The 16,280-nt window shown below is 37.8% G+C and carries 15 protein-coding genes and 1 pseudogene; 2 read left to right on the top strand and 14 right to left on the bottom strand.

The annotated features are described in order from the left end of the window. Positions 1-344 precede the first annotated feature (344 nt). From KI363_RS04340 to mntR, 4 genes are all read right to left on the bottom strand, one after another. Positions 345-776, bottom strand: a complete 432-nt coding sequence (locus tag KI363_RS04340) for a BrxA/BrxB family bacilliredoxin (protein WP_212965605.1) — start codon at positions 774-776, stop codon at positions 345-347. Positions 777-850: 74 nt separating this feature from the next. Further along, positions 851-1,972, bottom strand: coding sequence for a conserved virulence factor C family protein (locus tag KI363_RS04335; protein ID WP_158322364.1), 1,122 nt, complete (start codon positions 1,970-1,972; stop codon positions 851-853). A gap of 109 nt (positions 1,973-2,081) precedes the next feature. Then, a complete protein-coding gene (locus KI363_RS04330) occupies positions 2,082-3,980 on the bottom strand; it encodes an ABC-F family ATP-binding cassette domain-containing protein (protein ID WP_158322363.1) in 1,899 nt (632 codons plus the stop codon). Positions 3,981-4,042: 62 nt separating this feature from the next. Further along, complete coding sequence (mntR, locus tag KI363_RS04325; protein ID WP_158322362.1) at positions 4,043-4,483, bottom strand: transcriptional regulator MntR; 441 nt, start codon at positions 4,481-4,483, stop codon at positions 4,043-4,045. A 237-nt stretch (positions 4,484-4,720) separates the two neighbouring features. On the opposite strand from mntR, the gene cspD reads away from it, so the two are divergent. Continuing rightward, positions 4,721-4,924 (top strand): cold-shock protein CspD, encoded by a 204-nt coding sequence (gene cspD, locus KI363_RS04320; protein WP_057988184.1) that lies wholly within the window; start codon positions 4,721-4,723, stop codon positions 4,922-4,924. Between the two features lie 36 nt (positions 4,925-4,960). Here cspD and KI363_RS04315 read toward each other — a convergent pair whose 3' ends face one another. Beyond that, positions 4,961-5,146, bottom strand: a complete 186-nt coding sequence (locus KI363_RS04315; RefSeq protein WP_158322361.1) for a zinc-finger domain-containing protein — start codon at positions 5,144-5,146, stop codon at positions 4,961-4,963. A gap of 4 nt (positions 5,147-5,150) precedes the next feature. After that, positions 5,151-5,825 (bottom strand): reverse transcriptase-like protein, encoded by a 675-nt coding sequence (locus KI363_RS04310; protein WP_212965604.1) that lies wholly within the window; start codon positions 5,823-5,825, stop codon positions 5,151-5,153. A gap of 82 nt (positions 5,826-5,907) precedes the next feature. On the opposite strand from KI363_RS04310, the gene KI363_RS04305 reads away from it, so the two are divergent. Then, positions 5,908-6,297 (top strand): reverse transcriptase-like protein, encoded by a 390-nt coding sequence (locus KI363_RS04305; RefSeq protein ID WP_158322359.1) that lies wholly within the window; start codon positions 5,908-5,910, stop codon positions 6,295-6,297. 11 nt (positions 6,298-6,308) lie between these two features. Here KI363_RS04305 and KI363_RS04300 read toward each other — a convergent pair whose 3' ends face one another. The 8 genes and pseudogenes from KI363_RS04300 to KI363_RS04265 form a co-directional block, all read right to left on the bottom strand. Further along, a complete protein-coding gene (locus tag KI363_RS04300; RefSeq protein ID WP_246516749.1) occupies positions 6,309-6,599 on the bottom strand; it encodes a DUF6123 family protein in 291 nt (96 codons plus the stop codon). A 25-nt stretch (positions 6,600-6,624) separates the two neighbouring features. Further along, on the bottom strand, positions 6,625-7,533 hold the full coding sequence (locus tag KI363_RS04295; RefSeq protein ID WP_212965603.1) for a 5'-3' exonuclease: 909 nt from the start codon (positions 7,531-7,533) through the stop codon (positions 6,625-6,627). A gap of 96 nt (positions 7,534-7,629) precedes the next feature. Next, complete coding sequence (locus KI363_RS04290) at positions 7,630-8,463, bottom strand: sulfurtransferase (protein WP_212965602.1); 834 nt, start codon at positions 8,461-8,463, stop codon at positions 7,630-7,632. Positions 8,464-8,475: 12 nt separating this feature from the next. Further along, on the bottom strand, positions 8,476-12,081 hold the full coding sequence (locus tag KI363_RS04285; RefSeq protein WP_212965601.1) for a dynamin family protein: 3,606 nt from the start codon (positions 12,079-12,081) through the stop codon (positions 8,476-8,478). A 129-nt stretch (positions 12,082-12,210) separates the two neighbouring features. After that, complete coding sequence (locus KI363_RS04280) at positions 12,211-12,726, bottom strand: isoprenylcysteine carboxyl methyltransferase family protein (RefSeq protein WP_212965600.1); 516 nt, start codon at positions 12,724-12,726, stop codon at positions 12,211-12,213. A gap of 2 nt (positions 12,727-12,728) precedes the next feature. Next, positions 12,729-13,810: pseudogene (locus KI363_RS04275) on the bottom strand (type III polyketide synthase). Positions 13,811-13,857: 47 nt separating this feature from the next. Beyond that, positions 13,858-15,147: a 3-phosphoshikimate 1-carboxyvinyltransferase gene (aroA, locus tag KI363_RS04270; protein WP_158322353.1), complete on the bottom strand. Its 1,290-nt coding sequence runs from the start codon at positions 15,145-15,147 to the stop codon at positions 13,858-13,860. 12 nt (positions 15,148-15,159) lie between these two features. Further along, complete coding sequence (locus KI363_RS04265; protein WP_212965599.1) at positions 15,160-16,263, bottom strand: prephenate dehydrogenase; 1,104 nt, start codon at positions 16,261-16,263, stop codon at positions 15,160-15,162. Positions 16,264-16,280: the final 17 nt, after the last annotated feature.

The raw sequence follows: 16,280 nt of genomic DNA, 5'->3' as shown, positions 1-16,280 counted from the left end.
TCCTCCATACTCGTTTTACTGTAAGCGATGCCATATTCATTCATAATGTAAACTGGTTAATACTAAACTTTTATTCTTTTCATCTTCCAAATTTAAACAAGTGCTAACCCAACGAATCTTAAATCAAGTTTGTTCAACGGTTATACAAAGAATGTATATCCTTACAGTAAAATAAATAGTATCAATAGTCAATATTATTTGCTTATTAATTATAAAAAAGAAGCATCCAACACAAAGTTTCCTGCTGACTTCGCTAAAAATGGAGCTATATGTGAAGTACAAAAGGGAAAGTCTTTAGGGGATGCATCTTATTCTAGGTTAGTACCGTCTAGCTATTGATATTATTATAAATTAGCAAAAGCTTCCATCAGATTTTGAGCTATGGTTTCGGCATCATGATCTTCAATGTCTTCTCGCGGAATAAAATGAATCACTTCTTTTCCTCTAAAAAGAGCCATCGATGGTGAAGATGGTTCATAATCCTTGATATATTCTCGCATTTTCATCGTTGCCTCACGATCTTGTCCAGCAAAAACTGTTACAAGGTGATCAGGCTTTTGTTTACTGGTAGAGACGGCATGAATGGCCGCTGGTCGTGCAAGCCCCGCCGCACAACCACAAACAGAATTGATCACGACTAAAGTGGTTCCCTTCACTTCTTCCATAAAATGGACAACATCTTCTTCTGTTAATAATTCTTTAAACTGAGCATTTGTTAATTCTTCTCTCATGGGTTGAACAATTTGCTTCATATATTCTTCATATGCCATAGACATTTTCATTCACTCCTATCTTTTACTTATGGCTAAGTGACAGCAACAATCGGTATCCATTTGGTCCGGAGACAAGCTCACTTATTTCTCGCTTCTGTCATTTGTTTCCAAATGGATCCCTTCGCCGCCTGTCCTCCTTCAATTCGCTCTATCGCCATTTTTATTTGTAATTGAACTTCGAATTCGGGATCGTCCTCAGCTTCTTTTAAAGCGGGAAGGACACTTTTATCTCCGACTTCATAGAGAAACATTGCTGCTCTCCAGCGAACGATTCGACTTTTATCAGCTAGTGCTTTACTTGCTTCATGCATTGCTTCTGGAAAACCAAGATCTGATAAACAATCACCAGCAGCTCGTCTAACCGGTACAGTTTTATCCTGTAAACCTTTATAGAGAAGCGGCAAAACTCGCTTATCTTCTATCATCCCTAAATAAACAACTGCGAGGCGACGGATGGAGGATTTTTCATCATCCAAAGCTTTTTCCAGCACTGGAAGGTCTTCTAGTGTTGGATCTTCCATTTGTTCTAAAAGCTGGAATCGTTTACGCCAGTCTGGATTATCTAACATTTGGGGTGTTAGCTTTATTAATGTTCGCTTCGGCAATTCTGTGATCGGGCGATGGGCACGCTCAACGAGTGATTGTAATCGTTCATCTGGATACGCTGCATTAATCTCCTCCGCTATTTGTTCTCCTAATTGCTCGAGATCTCCATAACGTACGCCCATATCTTTCCATCTTCTTAACATAATATAGTTATCGTCTTCTTTTTGGGCTTCTTGCATTGCCTTTAAAAATCGGTCTGGCAAGCCAAAACGCTTTTCTTCATCCGCCGTTACTAATTTTATTTGTAGAGGAATTTCTTTGAATGTTTGAAGTTGGACGTTTACTTCACCAAAATGTTCGTCCGCCTCACCTAGCTGTGTTGTTGTCTCTACATTCTCTTCTCCAAAAACCTTTCTAACTTGAGGCAGTACTTCCTCCCAACTAAACTTCCCATTCCGTTCTACTGCAAGAAAATCAGCTACATGGTAAAGACCTTTTACACCTTCAATTTCTAATATTTTTCTTATTAGAGGTGGGGCTTCATGCGCATGCTCTTTCTTATAATTATTACTCTTACCAGCAGGTAATTCCTCATCTAAATTAATTTTCATCGTATTTGGACTAGGCGTTGGTTCGATCGATTTAATATTCAAGACCACTTCCCCCTCTCAACATGATGCGTAATTATAATATGGATTTGAAAACATTGTATCATATCGGCTACACACTCTCTAATATTCCAACCGTTTTGCCATGCTTCCATTATTCACTAAGCTCTGATAAATAAGTCCAGCGTGCAATGAGTTCCTCTAGTTGATTATTTGCTTGATCAATTTCCATTGATAACTGTTCTGCTTTTTCATAATTACTTCCGACTTCATTTAATTCAGATTGCATTTGTTCTATTTTTAGCTCTAATTCCATTATTTTATCTTCAATGGTTTCCCATTCGATTTTCTCTTTATAAGTCATTTTCTTTTTGTTTTCTTCTTTAGTATCTTTTTTTGCTTGCTTTACGGATTGCTTCTCGTTCGCCTGCTGTTTCTTCTCTTCTCGATCACGGTATTCGGACTCTTGTAAGTATTCAGTATATGCTCCTATAAAAGTATCAATTTTTCCATTTCCTTGAAAAATGAGCAATTGGTCCGCCGTTTTATCAAGAAAATAGCGATCATGAGAAACGGATATTACCACCCCAGGAAAATCTTCAATGTAGTTTTCAAGAACCGTCAATGTTTCTGTATCTAGATCATTGGTAGGCTCATCTAACAGAAGCACATTCGGTTTCCCCATAAGCAGTTTTAATAAAAATAATCGTCTTCTTTCGCCTCCAGATAGACGGCTAATCCATGTTCCATGAGTATGTGCCGGGAATAGAAATCTCTCCAGCATTTGGGTAGCAGAAATCACTTCCCCATTGCTTGTCTCGACTGTTTCTCCTTCTTCTCGAATATAAGCAATCATTCGTTGATCTTTTGGGGTTGGTTCAGTTTCCTGTGTATAATAAGCGAATTTTACTGTTTGTCCGACAATTAATTCCCCATGATCGAGAGAAACTTGACCAGCTAAAATATTTAATAGTGTCGATTTTCCGCTCCCATTCTTTCCAACAATCCCAATACGATCGCCCCGATTCACCAATAAGTGGAAATCATCTAAGATTGTTTTATTTGAGAATGCTTGACTTGCGTTTCTTAATTCAAAAACCTGCTTCCCCAATCTATTTCCTTCTAGGGTAAGATTGAGCTCTTCATTTTTACCCTTACTTCCCATTTCTTGTTCAAGTTTTTCAAAACGTTGAATTCTAGCTTTTTGTTTTGTTGATCTCGCTTTTGCGCCTCGCCTCATCCAGGCAAGCTCTTGTCTATATATATTTTTCTTCTTTCCGGCTTCTTTTGCCTCCTGTTCTTCTCTTAACGCTTTAGCTTCAAGAAATGAAGCATAGTTACCTGTATAAGAGAATAAACGACCTTGATCAATCTCTAGTATACGTGTTGCGACTTGATCCAAAAAATAGCGGTCATGGGTTACAGTCATCACAGCATGAGGCGAATTATTTAAATAAGATTCTAGCCAAATAATCGTTTCATAATCAAGGTGATTGGTAGGTTCATCTAATAATAATAAATCAGGGGTCTCTATTAATACCTGTGCCAGTGCAACACGTTTCTTTTGCCCACCTGATAATGAACCAATCGATTGTGTGAGATCATGAATACCTAGTCGCATTAGAATGGTTTTTGCATTTGTGCTAGCGATCCATCCATCTTCCGCATCCATTCTTTTTTGTAGTTCCAATAATTTATTTTGTAATGGGCGATTATGTGGATCTTCCTCTAATTGAATCAATGTATATTCATAGGCATTCATTAATTGAATTTCAGGAGCATTGCTTTGAAATACTTGATCCAATACGGTTAAATTGGCATCCAATTCCGGGGTCTGCGGCAAATATGCAATGGAATACTTTTTAGGGTGGTCAAAAAAACCGGCATCAGGATCATCCAGCCCTGCGATTAACTTCAATAAACTTGATTTTCCTGTTCCATTGATACCGATAATCCCAATCTTTTCTTTTTCTTCAATATGAAAAGTAATATTTTCAAATAATTGTTTCTCCCCATAAGTCTTTGTAATATTTTCAGCCGAAAAAATATTCATCTTTATCATCCAATCGAAAGTTAGAATCTAATTTTTTTCCTAAACGACGAAAAAAGAACCGGTTAGATGGGTTCTTTGTCAATGTCTTGCTCATTCTCTTTTTGGAGAACTTTCAATGCCTCGGCTTGATCTGGATTCTTTTCAAAAAAATGAACTAAATCGCCAATTCGATCAATGGAATTCCAACTTAAATGGTGTTCAATCCCTTCAACATCATGATAAATGTTTTCTTCTTTTACACCAATAATGCGCAAAAAATCTTCAAGCAAATCATGACGTTCGACCAAGCGCTTACCAATCTTCTTTCCTTTAGAGGTCAAAATTAACCCGCGGTATTTCTCATATACTAAATAATTTCCTCGATCAAGTTTTTGTACCATCTTTGTTACAGAGGAAGGATGAACTTCCAACGCCTCTGCTATATCGGATACTCTGGCATAACCTTTATTTTCAATTAATAAAAAGATTTGTTCTATATAGTCTTCCATACTGGGAGTTGGCAATAAAAATTCCTCCTGTCTCCATTCATTCAATAAAAGTGTACTATAATGTGTTCGCATTAACAAGTTAGGATCGTATTTGATTATTCTTTCCCGCTATCTTCTTTTGTTCCTTGACTCTCCCCATAATTAAGTGTATAGTAAAACTATCATCTAATTTAATATGGTTTTCTTATATTTCTTTGATGATAATATTTTTTCAAGGCACATAAGTGCTTAAGTCTAGGAGGAAAAAGGTACATGCAAAACGGTAAAGTAAAATGGTTTAACAACGAAAAAGGCTACGGTTTCATTGAAGTAGAAGGCGGAGAAGATATTTTCGTACATTTCACTGCAATTCAAGGCGAAGGTTTTAAATCACTAGAGGAAGGCGAAGAAGTTTCTTTTGAAATCGTGGAAGGAAACCGTGGACCTCAAGCAGCTAATGTAGTTAAATTATCATAATATATAAATGTAAGGCTGGAGTCTTTCTCCAGCCTTTTAATATTTTTTCATTAGGGTATGGCCTAATTTTTGTAGTTCTTGGCCGACTGTACAATTTTGTATGCAAAATCGATGGGCATAATTTTTCCCATACGTTTGTCTAAAATGGCTCTTAAGAAAACAGTCTTTACAATAAGTATCCAACACTTGATCCATTTCATTTAATAGCTCTATGCGCTGCATTCAATCAATCCTTTAATTTTCCAGCATCTATTTCTGTATGACTTCGTATATTTTTATGCTCTAACGCTTGCGTTGCAAGGATATCAGCCTCTTTATTTTCTTTTCGAGGGATGATCTCAAACTTCGCTTTTAACCCCAAAGATTTGATTTTCTGCTCTATTCGCTCCAGCCATCTATTAAGCACTTCTTCATAACATGGCCACTCCCCCTTAAGTTGTTTCATCACACCTTGTGCATCCCCTTTAAAAAGGACGGGTACATTCTTAAAACCGATTTCCTCTAATATAAGAAGTGAATTGTATAAGGCGGCGTATTCAGCTTCATTATTACTTTCCAATTCTTCCAAAAGACTATTCATGCGATCCCGATAAGAACGGTTTCCTCTTTTATAATAGATCACAATCCCAATTCCTGCTTTCCTTAAATCCCTGTTATAGCCACCATCAAAGTAGACGACAGGCTCAGTCGGCTCTTCTTCCATCTTTTTTTGTAACTTTGTAAATTGTTTTTGATTCCATTCTCTTTCCATTTCGTCCATAATAATAATATCATGAGCTCTTCCCGTATTTTGTAAATCCATTAAGAATCGTTCAATTAAATTCAGATTGAACCAATCCGACTCCATTGGAATAGCAATCTGTGGGGAGGTTTTATAAATAAATTTTACTTTTACTTTCATAAGGACAACATCCTGTTCGCAAATTCTTCTTAATAAAATCGTTCCCCTCTTCGAAAAAATTAACCATAGGAGTGGTCAAATATTGATAGAAGTGTATATTGACGGTGCGAGTGCCGGCAATCCTGGCCCATCCGGTGCTGGAATTTTCATTAAAAACAATGGTGAAACCCAATCATATTCTATTCCACTTGGAGAAATGGAAAATCACGAAGCCGAATTTCACGCCTTATTACAAGCATTAGAAATTTGTGTTAAAGCCGAGGCTTCGATTGTTTCCGTAAGATCCGATTCATCTGCGGTTGTTCAGGCTGTTGAGAAACAATTTGTCCGTAACGAAAAATATCGGCTGCTTTTAAGCGAAATTTTACTTGCAATAGAAGGATTTGAACTGTTTTTTATTAAGTGGATTCCATCAAAAGAAAATAAACAAGCTGATGCTCTTGCCAAAAAAGCCATTCATCTAAATCAATAGCGATCCAAGATTTAAGTCTCTTGGACCGCTAATAATCCTAACTGATTTGCAAGTGCATAAGCTTGTTTTTTCGTTGTAATTTTGTGTGCTTGTAGTCTTTCGAGGAACGATAAATAAAAACTTGGATCAAAACGCTTTTGACATTTCAATGTTAATTCAATGGATAATGCTGCTAAGTAATCCGATGAACCTGTTGATTGCTTACCAAAATAAATAAAGATTATGATATCTTCGCCAAATTTAAAACCCTTCTCCTCTAAACGAAGTAAGTAATTTCCAAGCTGATCGTTTCTTCCAATCAATGATCTTACTCCTTTTATATCTCTATCAAAGCGGCAAACTTGTTTGTGCTGTTGTTTGATGAAGTTTTAATAAAGTGTTTCGCACACTTCTTAATTCATACTCCTCTATGACAGTCATTGTTTTAGTTGGATCTAATTGCCATTTAGCTTGTTCTAAATAAAAGTCCAAAGGAACATTACAATGAATGGTTGCCAGCTTCCTTGAAAGGTGTAACATTTCCTCGTCTTGTTGTAATTTTCTCTGAATGGTTGGAGTAAGTTGATCAAAATTCGCGAATAAGCCTTCGATTGTTTCATAATTTCTCATTAGCTTATAAGCTGTTTTTTCACCAATCCCCTTTACACCTGGATATCCGTCACTTGGATCCCCCATCAATGCCTTGACATCAATGAATTGCTTAGGCTCTATTTGAAATTCATCGACATAAACGTCTCTCGTATAATGAAGGTAATTGCCAATTCCTTTTTGAAGCAATAAAACATTCACTTTCTCGTCAACAATTTGCAGGAGGTCGCGGTCACCTGTTAGCACGGTTAAAACTAGCTCCTCATCTTGCTTTAAATCGTGACAAAGAGTTCCTATGCAATCATCCGCTTCATAACCCTTAACTCCGATATTTAAAATCCCTAACGCTGTTGTCACGTTTTTTGCCAAATCGAATTGCGGAACCATTTCAACAGGTGGTGCTTGCCGATTTGCTTTATATTCCGCATACATCTCATTCCGGAAGGTGACACTCCCCATATCCCAACAAATCGCGATATGTGTCGGCTGCACATGATCGACCGCTGTTAATAAATGCTTTAAGTAACCTTGAACAGCGTTCGTTGGTACCCCTTGACTATTGGTCATAAAATTTCTCTGTACAGCTGTAGCAAAGAACGCCCGGAATAATAGCGCCATTCCATCCACTAATAACAGATGATGTTTCAATTATAGAACCCCTTTTCAGCATAATAAATAATTATTATACCATAAGTATGGACTGACGTCTGGACAAAGGTTCCTTATAAAAATATAGTATGGTTTTTATTTTCTGCTTATAATCACTGGATTTTCTGGATAAGAAACCCAGACTGAATAACTACCAGCATAAAGCTTTACCTTTTTAAAGCCACTTTCCATTAAAGCAAGAACATTTGGTGTTGCCGTAACACCTGATCCACAATAAACTATCACTTCATTCTCTAGATCAAGGGAAGCGAATCTTTGTTTTTGTTCTTCTGTAGTTTTCCACCTGCCATTTTCTAACCCTTGTGACCAATCATAATTGAGGGCATTTGGAATATGCCCACCAATGCGATCCAGCGGCTCGACAATTCCTAAATAACGTTCTTCTGTTCGTGAATCGATTAATATTGCCTGTTGATCTTGACTTCGCTGCTTTACCTCTTTATAGGTAGCTAACATATTTGTTTTAAGAGAAGGGATAAACTTCACTTTTTTCTTAACCGTCGGCTTGCTTGTTAGAGGATAACCACGTTCCCTCCACGCTTTCAGCCCTCCATCTAAAATAAAAACTTGTTCATGGCCTAAATAGATTAATAACCACCAGCATCGTGCAGCAAAACAACTTTCTCCATCATCATAAATAATGATCGTATCTTTATGACTAACCCCTTTGTTTTCCAGTTTTTCTACTAATTCCTGAACATTCGGTAAAGGGTGTCTCCCCCCATGTTTTTCAACGGGGCCAGACAAGTCGAGCTCAAGATCAAAATAGACGGCTCCAGGAATATGATTTTCTTGATAAGCCTTCCTGCCGTAAGAAGAGTCCTTTAGTGAAAAGCGGCAATCGATCACACACAATGAATCTGAATGTAGATGATCAAAAAGCCATTGTATAGACTTAATGGACTGCATAGCATATCCTCCCTACATAAATGTTAAAGATTCCTGTATTTTTACCCATTTAGCTAAATTTTCTTGACCTTCTAAAGCTTCAAACCAAGAATCAAACTGGTCTATGACTTCCTGCTCCACATGAGCGATTAATCTTCCATATTCCTGAGTAAGATACTGTAAATAAACTTCGCTAATTCGTTTATATTCTTGCTGTAAATATTCATCTGCTAAAGGAGAAAGAATTTCCAGAAAACCCTCCTCCATTTTTTTCTTTCCATCTTGCTCAAAAAAAGCTTTTGGATTACGAAAATACTTAAACTGTGTTTCAAATGGTTTTCGTTCACTGTCAGCAAAAGCTGCTGCAAATTCAGGTGTTGGAATAGTAGTCCATTCCACTTGCGAAAAAGTGATATCTGCTTTAATGGCTTGTAAGTCTTTTTGTAAATTTGAATAATAGTTAGTTAGTAATTTTTGCGTATGTTTCTCCACTCTTAGAGAGGTTACACGCATTTCTTGCGAAAAATCATATCCAACAGCTTCCAAGAGTTCTTGTAAGCATTTCTTAAGCAAATTCTGATCGTTTTTCTTTAAAACAGCAGGATTAAACGCTTCTTTAAAAAATTGTGAAAACCGATAAAAAACTCTTTGCTTCACGTAAAAGGTTAATTCTTCTGCCTCTTGCTCCATTTGTTGTGACAAAATTTTAAAATGATCGTTAGACAATATATCTAGCATTGCTGTTTTTGCTTGTTGCCACTCTCTTCGACGCTCATTTTTATGTTCTTCATCCTCATTCGCTGTTTTTATTAGCTGATCTAGAAATTGTAAAGCACGGTTGTACTCTATTTTCGCGGATTGTAGTGCCATTTGCTGCATATCAGATTGGAGAAACTGATCAAATGCAGTTTGGAACTGATCAATTTGTGATTTTTTTCGTTCCAGATCATCGAGAGCTAACTTACTTGAAAGACCAAATATTCTTGGAAAGCGAATCCCATTTTGAATGAGTTCGTCTTTAACATAATCGAGCACTTCCTCCATTTCAGTTTGTGAATCAGCTAGATCAATTGCATTAACGATAAAAAACATTTTATCCAATTCGAAACTATCTTTCACCCGCCCGAGCTGGATCAAAAATTCTCTGTCTGCTTTTGAGAAAGCATGATTATAATAGGTGACAAACAACACAGCATCTGCGTTCTTAATATAATCGAAAGCTACCCCAGTGTGTCTTGCATTAATCGAATCTGCGCCAGGTGTATCCACAAGCGTAATTCCTTGCCTTGTAAATGAGCAGTAATAATATAAATCAATCGATTCAACAAAACAGGATTGTGCCTCATTGCCTACGTAATGCCGGAAATTTTCCATGTCTGTTTTGAATGTTTGACCTAATTGAGACTGATGGTCGAGAAATCCCTTTTGGAAAGCCATTAAAAACGAAAGATGGACTTTCTCCTTTTCATTTTGATTCGTAGAAATGGTTAATGTACGTACTTTTTGGTAAGCATCTGTTAAAGATAAACAAGGTTGATCAAAATACGATAATGCCTTATTTACATCAGCCAACATATCCTGTTCACTTTTTAAACAAACCAGTGCTGTACCATGTATATATTCTGCTGTTGGTGGACAAATTCGATTGATCGCGGCCGTCGTCGGATTAGGAGAAACCGGCAGTACTGCTTTCCCCAACAAGGCATTAGCAAAAGAAGATTTTCCCGCACTAAATGCACCAAATAAAGCGATCGTATAATTTCGTTCAGTCAATGTTTGTACTTTATCCTGTAATTGTGAAGTCATTCTTTTAAAATACGGATCTTCTTTCAATAACTGGATCGCATGTTTTAAATGCTGAATTACCTGAGACATTTCAAGTACATTTCCCTGTGCTACATCCGTATGCGTTGGATTGCTCGGACTGATGTCCTTCTTTCGAGTTTCTTCCTGGTCATTCGCTTGATAAATGATGAAGTTCTCTGCATCTTTTTGCCACTGTTCGCGCAGTTTTTGCAAGGTATTTGCCTCTGTACCTGTTACAACTGTGATTTCCTGCCTCATCTTTGTATATACATCTTCTAATTGATTGAGCTCCCGTTTCGCTCTAGATGCTTTTGAAATGGCGGCAATTTGCTCATCCAGCTTCTCAAGTGTATTTGTCACTTTTTCTTGTTTGTGGATGATGATGGGCTCCATAAATTGCTCCCACTCTTTTTTGGCGAGCCGCTTTATTTTTCCCGCTACTTCCTCACAATAATGCAGTACATATTGACCATTTACGCCAGCTCCCTTTTTAACCGTTTCATCTAAAAGGTTTTCAGACCAGTTGATCTGTAGAGACTGCGCGTTTATTTGCCATTCACTATTATGGATCTCTTCCTTATCAAGGACAGTATTTGCCAACTGTCGTAAATGCCAGACGATTTGAGACTCCACTTGTTTCGCTAAAGCTTCTGTAAATTGTTGTCGTCGCCTTTTCCGCTCATCTTCTGTCTTCTTCTTGCTAAATAATAGACCGACTTTAAAATCAGTTTGTTTTGCTTGAAGAAATTGTTCTGCACGTTCCCTCGTTTCATATGGCATTAAATAAGCATTATGCAATATCTTCTCACATTCTCTTGAATACTCATCCCCGACTGTTGCTAATTCAGCTATTATCTGTTTTTTTTCGTTTTTTAACCTTTCCTCCGTTTGAAAAATATCTTCATGGCCCTGAGCATAGAGAGAAATTTCCTCTTTTAAGCTTACAGCTTCATTTTGAAAGCCTTCATCAAGCCATTCCTCATGTTCTTCTACCAATTTCTTAAAAGAAGAGGTAAAAGTAGCTGAACTCCATTCATCTTGGTGTGAGAAAATATCTTGAATCACCATTTTAATCGAAGCAAATTCGTTTTCCGGATGCTCCATTTGTTTTAAGGATGTAAAAAAGAAACCAGCGGGTTGTACATCCCAAAATGCAAACGCATCAAGTACTGATTGCTTATAAGATTGAAAAGATAATTCTTCAGATTGATGCTTATCAATTTGATTGATAATTAAATATAGCTTAACACCATGTCGCAAAAGACTTTTTGTATACATAAAATTCAGCTCTGATTGAACATGGTTATAATCCATTACATAAAAAACAGCATCCGCAATATGTAAAGCGGATTCTGTGGAAAAACGATGTGCTTCATCGGTTGAATCAATACCAGGAGTATCCATGATTGTTAAACCATCAGGAAGCTTTAAATCCTTGCGACCAATTTCAACCTCAGTCATATTCCCCTTTTTACAATAGTTCTGCACTGCCGTGAAGTCGTATGGTGCGGTAAAAAGTAAAGGGCGTGCATTATGACTATACACTTTAGCAAAATCCTCAGCCGCACGATGAACCTTCACAATGTTTGCACTCGTTGGAATCGGGCTTGATGGTAATATATTCTCCCCTGCTAAGTGGTTAATCATCGTCGATTTACCGGCTGAAAAATGACCACTAAAAGCGATCACTGTTTCATTCATATATATTTTTTCGATTAATTTTAGTGTTTTTTCAACTCTTTCCTGATCTTCATGTTGCTTGAAGCGCTCCAATAATGTTAGAGCCTGTTCAAGCTGTTGTTCCCGGCTTGAAGTTAGTAAAACGTTATCCATGGATTAAGTAAACTCCTCTTTTATTACTTTTCATTCAATTAAATCTAATTCTACCTGAAAATCATTCAACTTAAAAGCATTCCCGAAATCACAGACTGTCGCAAGACCGCGACAAAACCAATATGTATTTTACTTGTCTCCAGCCAAATTTTGCTGTAGAGCCTGATTCTCCTCACGAATTCTAATGAGAAGCATCCACTGATTTAAGAAGAAAAATAGTATAGCGGTTATATATGCTTGAAACATAAGCGGGACAACCAATAATTCCAATGTAACGATCATGTAGTTCGGATGTTTCATATATTGAAAAGGTCCCTTTTCAATAAGATCAGCACCAGGTAAAACAATAATCTTCGTATTCCAATATTTCCCTAGTGTGAAAATGACCCAATAACGCGCTAATTGGAGCAGAAAAAAGGTGCCCAAAAGAATCGGCCAAAAACGTGTTGGCTCTTGGCCAGATAAAACGACCTCAACGATTAAAATCAGAAAAAAAGAAACATGCAGGATGATCATATAGGGATAATGTTTTTGACCGTATACGATTGCTCCTTTTTGTAACATCCATCTTTCGTTTTGGCTGGCTATGTATAATTCAATTAATCTTTGAATCACCAAAAAAGTAAGGATTATTAGGAAAAACATCTCTACTCCCACCTTAATAACAACAATTCAGAACTAAATCCTGGCCCTAAAGAAGCCATCATACCATAATCGCCATAAGATACCGGTTGATTCATAAAACGTTCCAAGACGAAGAAAACGGTCACAGAGGACATATTTCCATATTCCTTTAATATTTCTAGTGATTGAGCGGTTTTATTTGTTGGCAAATGTAGAGCCTCTTCATACGCCATAATTACTTTTTTTCCACCGGGATGGGCGATAAAATGATCAATTTCAGATTCGTTTAGCTTGTTTTGCTCAAGAAATTGTAACATAACAGGCTGAAGCCAATTTTTGACGAGAGTCGGAATGTCTTTAGAAAAAATGACATAAAATCCATCATCTTCAAATTGCCACCCCATCACATCAAGTGAATGTTTCATGAGGGTCGATTGCGTGCTTAAAATAGTTGGCAATGGGGAATCCAGCAGGTCATCGTAGGGCACACCGTCTCCTCCTACCAGACAGCAGCTGCTCCGTCTGAAAAAAGCGAAGTGCCAATAAGATTACTTTTACTTATATCATTCAATTGAAATGTGAGACTGCATAATTCTACTCCCACAACTAAGACCTTTGCTCCCGGATAGGCAAGACAATATTCATAAGCTCTTGACAGGCCACTAGCACCTCCTCCACAGCCCAAGCCCCAAATGGGAATTCTTTTCGTATGTGAGGAAAATGGCAATTGATTGATGATTCTCGCCTCTAAACTGGGGGTGGATAGACCAGTCGTATTAATCAGAAAAATAGCTTCAATCTCATCATAAGCTATTTCCTTTTTCATCTTTTCCAGAGCAAAACAATTCCGAATAGCAGTAAGACAAAGTCCTACTGCTGATTCAATAAACACCTTATTTTTTTCAGAAAAGGAATGCGGTTCTGTATACCATTCTAAAGGCTTAACAAAATGTCTTTTTTTAATCTCCCCATTTTTAAACACTTTTAACAAACGATCAATATCTTTCATGGAATCAGAAAATAACCTTTTGGCAAGTTGCATTGTCTCTTCTTGCTGAACAGCAAATTCCGGTGTTGCGGTTCCAACTGAAATAATACGGGGCATCTGATGAGTCTCCTTTTAAACTGTTACGTTTAATGGGGCAAAGACGATCACGGGCAATGCGTTAAAGCTTTCAATTGCTGGAAGAATCCTGGATAAGAGATGGTAATCGCTTCTTTATCTTGTATTTCTACCTTCTCATTCGTTAGACAACTGGCAATTGCCAACATCATGCCAATCCTGTGATCGCCATGACTATTAACATTGGCCCCGTGTAGGGACGATTTACCGTAAATAATCATCCCATCTGATGTCGCTTCAATATTTGCACCCATTTTCTTTAATTCTTCCACAACTGTGTCAATTCGATTCGTTTCTTTTACTTTTAATTCTGCCGCATCTTTAATAATGGTCGTCCCTTCAGCTTGTGTAGCGGCTAAAGCAAGGATCGGAATTTCATCAATCAGTCTAGGAATCATATCCCCTTCTATAGTAACCCCGCTTAATGAAGAGGCGCTCACTGTAAGATCTGCATAGGGTTCCATAACTTGATCGTGAAGATGATCAACGGTTATATCTGCCCCCATTTCCCATAATATATCTAAAATTCCACTTCTGGTAGGATTAACACCTACATTTTTCAATGTGATTTGACTATCTGGGATAATGGAGCCGGCCACAAGGAAAAATGCCGCAGAAGAGATATCACCAGGTACCGAAATCGTGGTTCCTACTAATTGCTGTTTCCCACGGATCGATTTTTTTAAGCCAGTCGTTGTCACTTCTCCTCCAAATGCTTGAATCATTCGTTCAGTATGGTCACGGGATGCTTCTGGTTCTGTGACACTCGTTATCCCTTCTGCAAAGAGCCCAGCTAGTAATATCGCAGACTTTACTTGGGCACTTGCAACAGGTGAAATATAGTCAATACCCGATAACTCTCCCCCTCTCACAGCTAATGGAGTAAACGTACCATCGTGACGTCCGTCAATTTTTGCTCCCATTTTTCTCAAAGGATTCGACACTCGATCCATTGGTCTTTTTGCAATAGAACGGTCACCTTTTATAATAGAGTGAAATGGAAGACTAGACAGTATCCCAAGCATCAAGCGAATGGTTGTTCCTGAATTTCCAACATCTAGTACATCGGTGGGTTCGGCTAACCCTGCTAATCCTTTTCCCTCAATCTCGACATATTCTCCATCACGATAAATGTTAACGCCCAACTGCTTAAAGCATTCAATTGTATGGAGACAATCGTCTCCTGTCAAAAGTCCATGAACCGTCGTTTTTCCACTAGCAATAGACCCAAGCATAATCGACCGGTGGGAAATCGATTTATCACCAGGCACTTTCACGGTGCCCCTAAGTGGAACTATATTGGTTTTATCTGTTTCCATACCCTTCGCTCCTTACATACTAATATACGTTTCATACCCTTCACTTTCTAAAGATTGTTTAGCAGATTCCATATCTTCTTCGGTTTGAAAACTGATTCTAAGGACACCATATACATCCTCCCGGGCTTCAATAATCCGTATATTGGTAATGCTAATCGACTTCTCGGCAAGAATCGTTGTGATATCCGAAATGACACCCGGTTTATCCAAAACATCCACATACAAATCATAAAACGATGTAATGGCCCCTTTAGCGCGTACAGGTAATGAATCTCTGAATTTCTTTGCGCCATCAAAATAAGTAAATAACTGTTCTCCATCGCCACGCTCAATTAATTGCTTTACTTCTCTCATTTCATTTATCCACTCTTCAAGCAGGGAGAGTAAAATAGGTTGATTATGTTGAACGATATCCCGCCACATGACCGGACTACTGGAAGCTATACGTGTTATGTCCCGAAAACCACCTGCTGCAAGAAACTGTACATTTTTATCTTGTGCAGCATGGCCCTGTACTTGCCGAACTAGGCTTGCCGCCACCACATGCGGAAAATGGCTAACAACGCCTGTCACTAGATCATGCTGTTTAGGATCCATAATAATAAAATTAGCTTTGGTACCTTTCAGCCATTCTTTTAATTGATCCACCTTCCCATTCGCGTTTTGGGAAGGTGTTAAGACATAGTAGGCATTTTCAAATAAATGGGCTTTGGCACTTCCTGGTCCAACTTTGTGCGAGCCCGCCATTGGATGTCCACCAATATAAGCATTTGAATGACCAAAAAGAAGTTCCGCTTTTTCCATTATTCGCCCTTTTGTACTACCAACATCCGTAATAAGAACATCCTCTTTTAAAGCAAGCTTTGATAACTTTTCAAGGAAGCACTCGGCAATTTCTACGGGACAGGAAAGGATAATTAAGTCAGCCTTTTCTGCGATCCTTTCATATGTTTCTGTGTAATCATCAATAATGCCTAACTTTTGAGCAAGCTTACAATTATCAATGTTGACATCATACCCGATCACACGGGCGTGATGCTCCTTTTTAATAGCTAGAGCGACAGACCCACCAATCAAACCGACACCTATTAATAAAACAATCTTACTTTCGTTCATTTCACACAGCCTCATTT

The sequence above is a fragment of the Lederbergia ruris genome (assembly GCF_018332955.1).
GTDB lineage: Bacteria > Bacillota > Bacilli > Bacillales > Bacillaceae_C > Lederbergia > Lederbergia ruris.
Note: the sequence above shows the minus strand (reverse complement) of the source record. Positions and strands in the feature narration are given on the sequence as shown.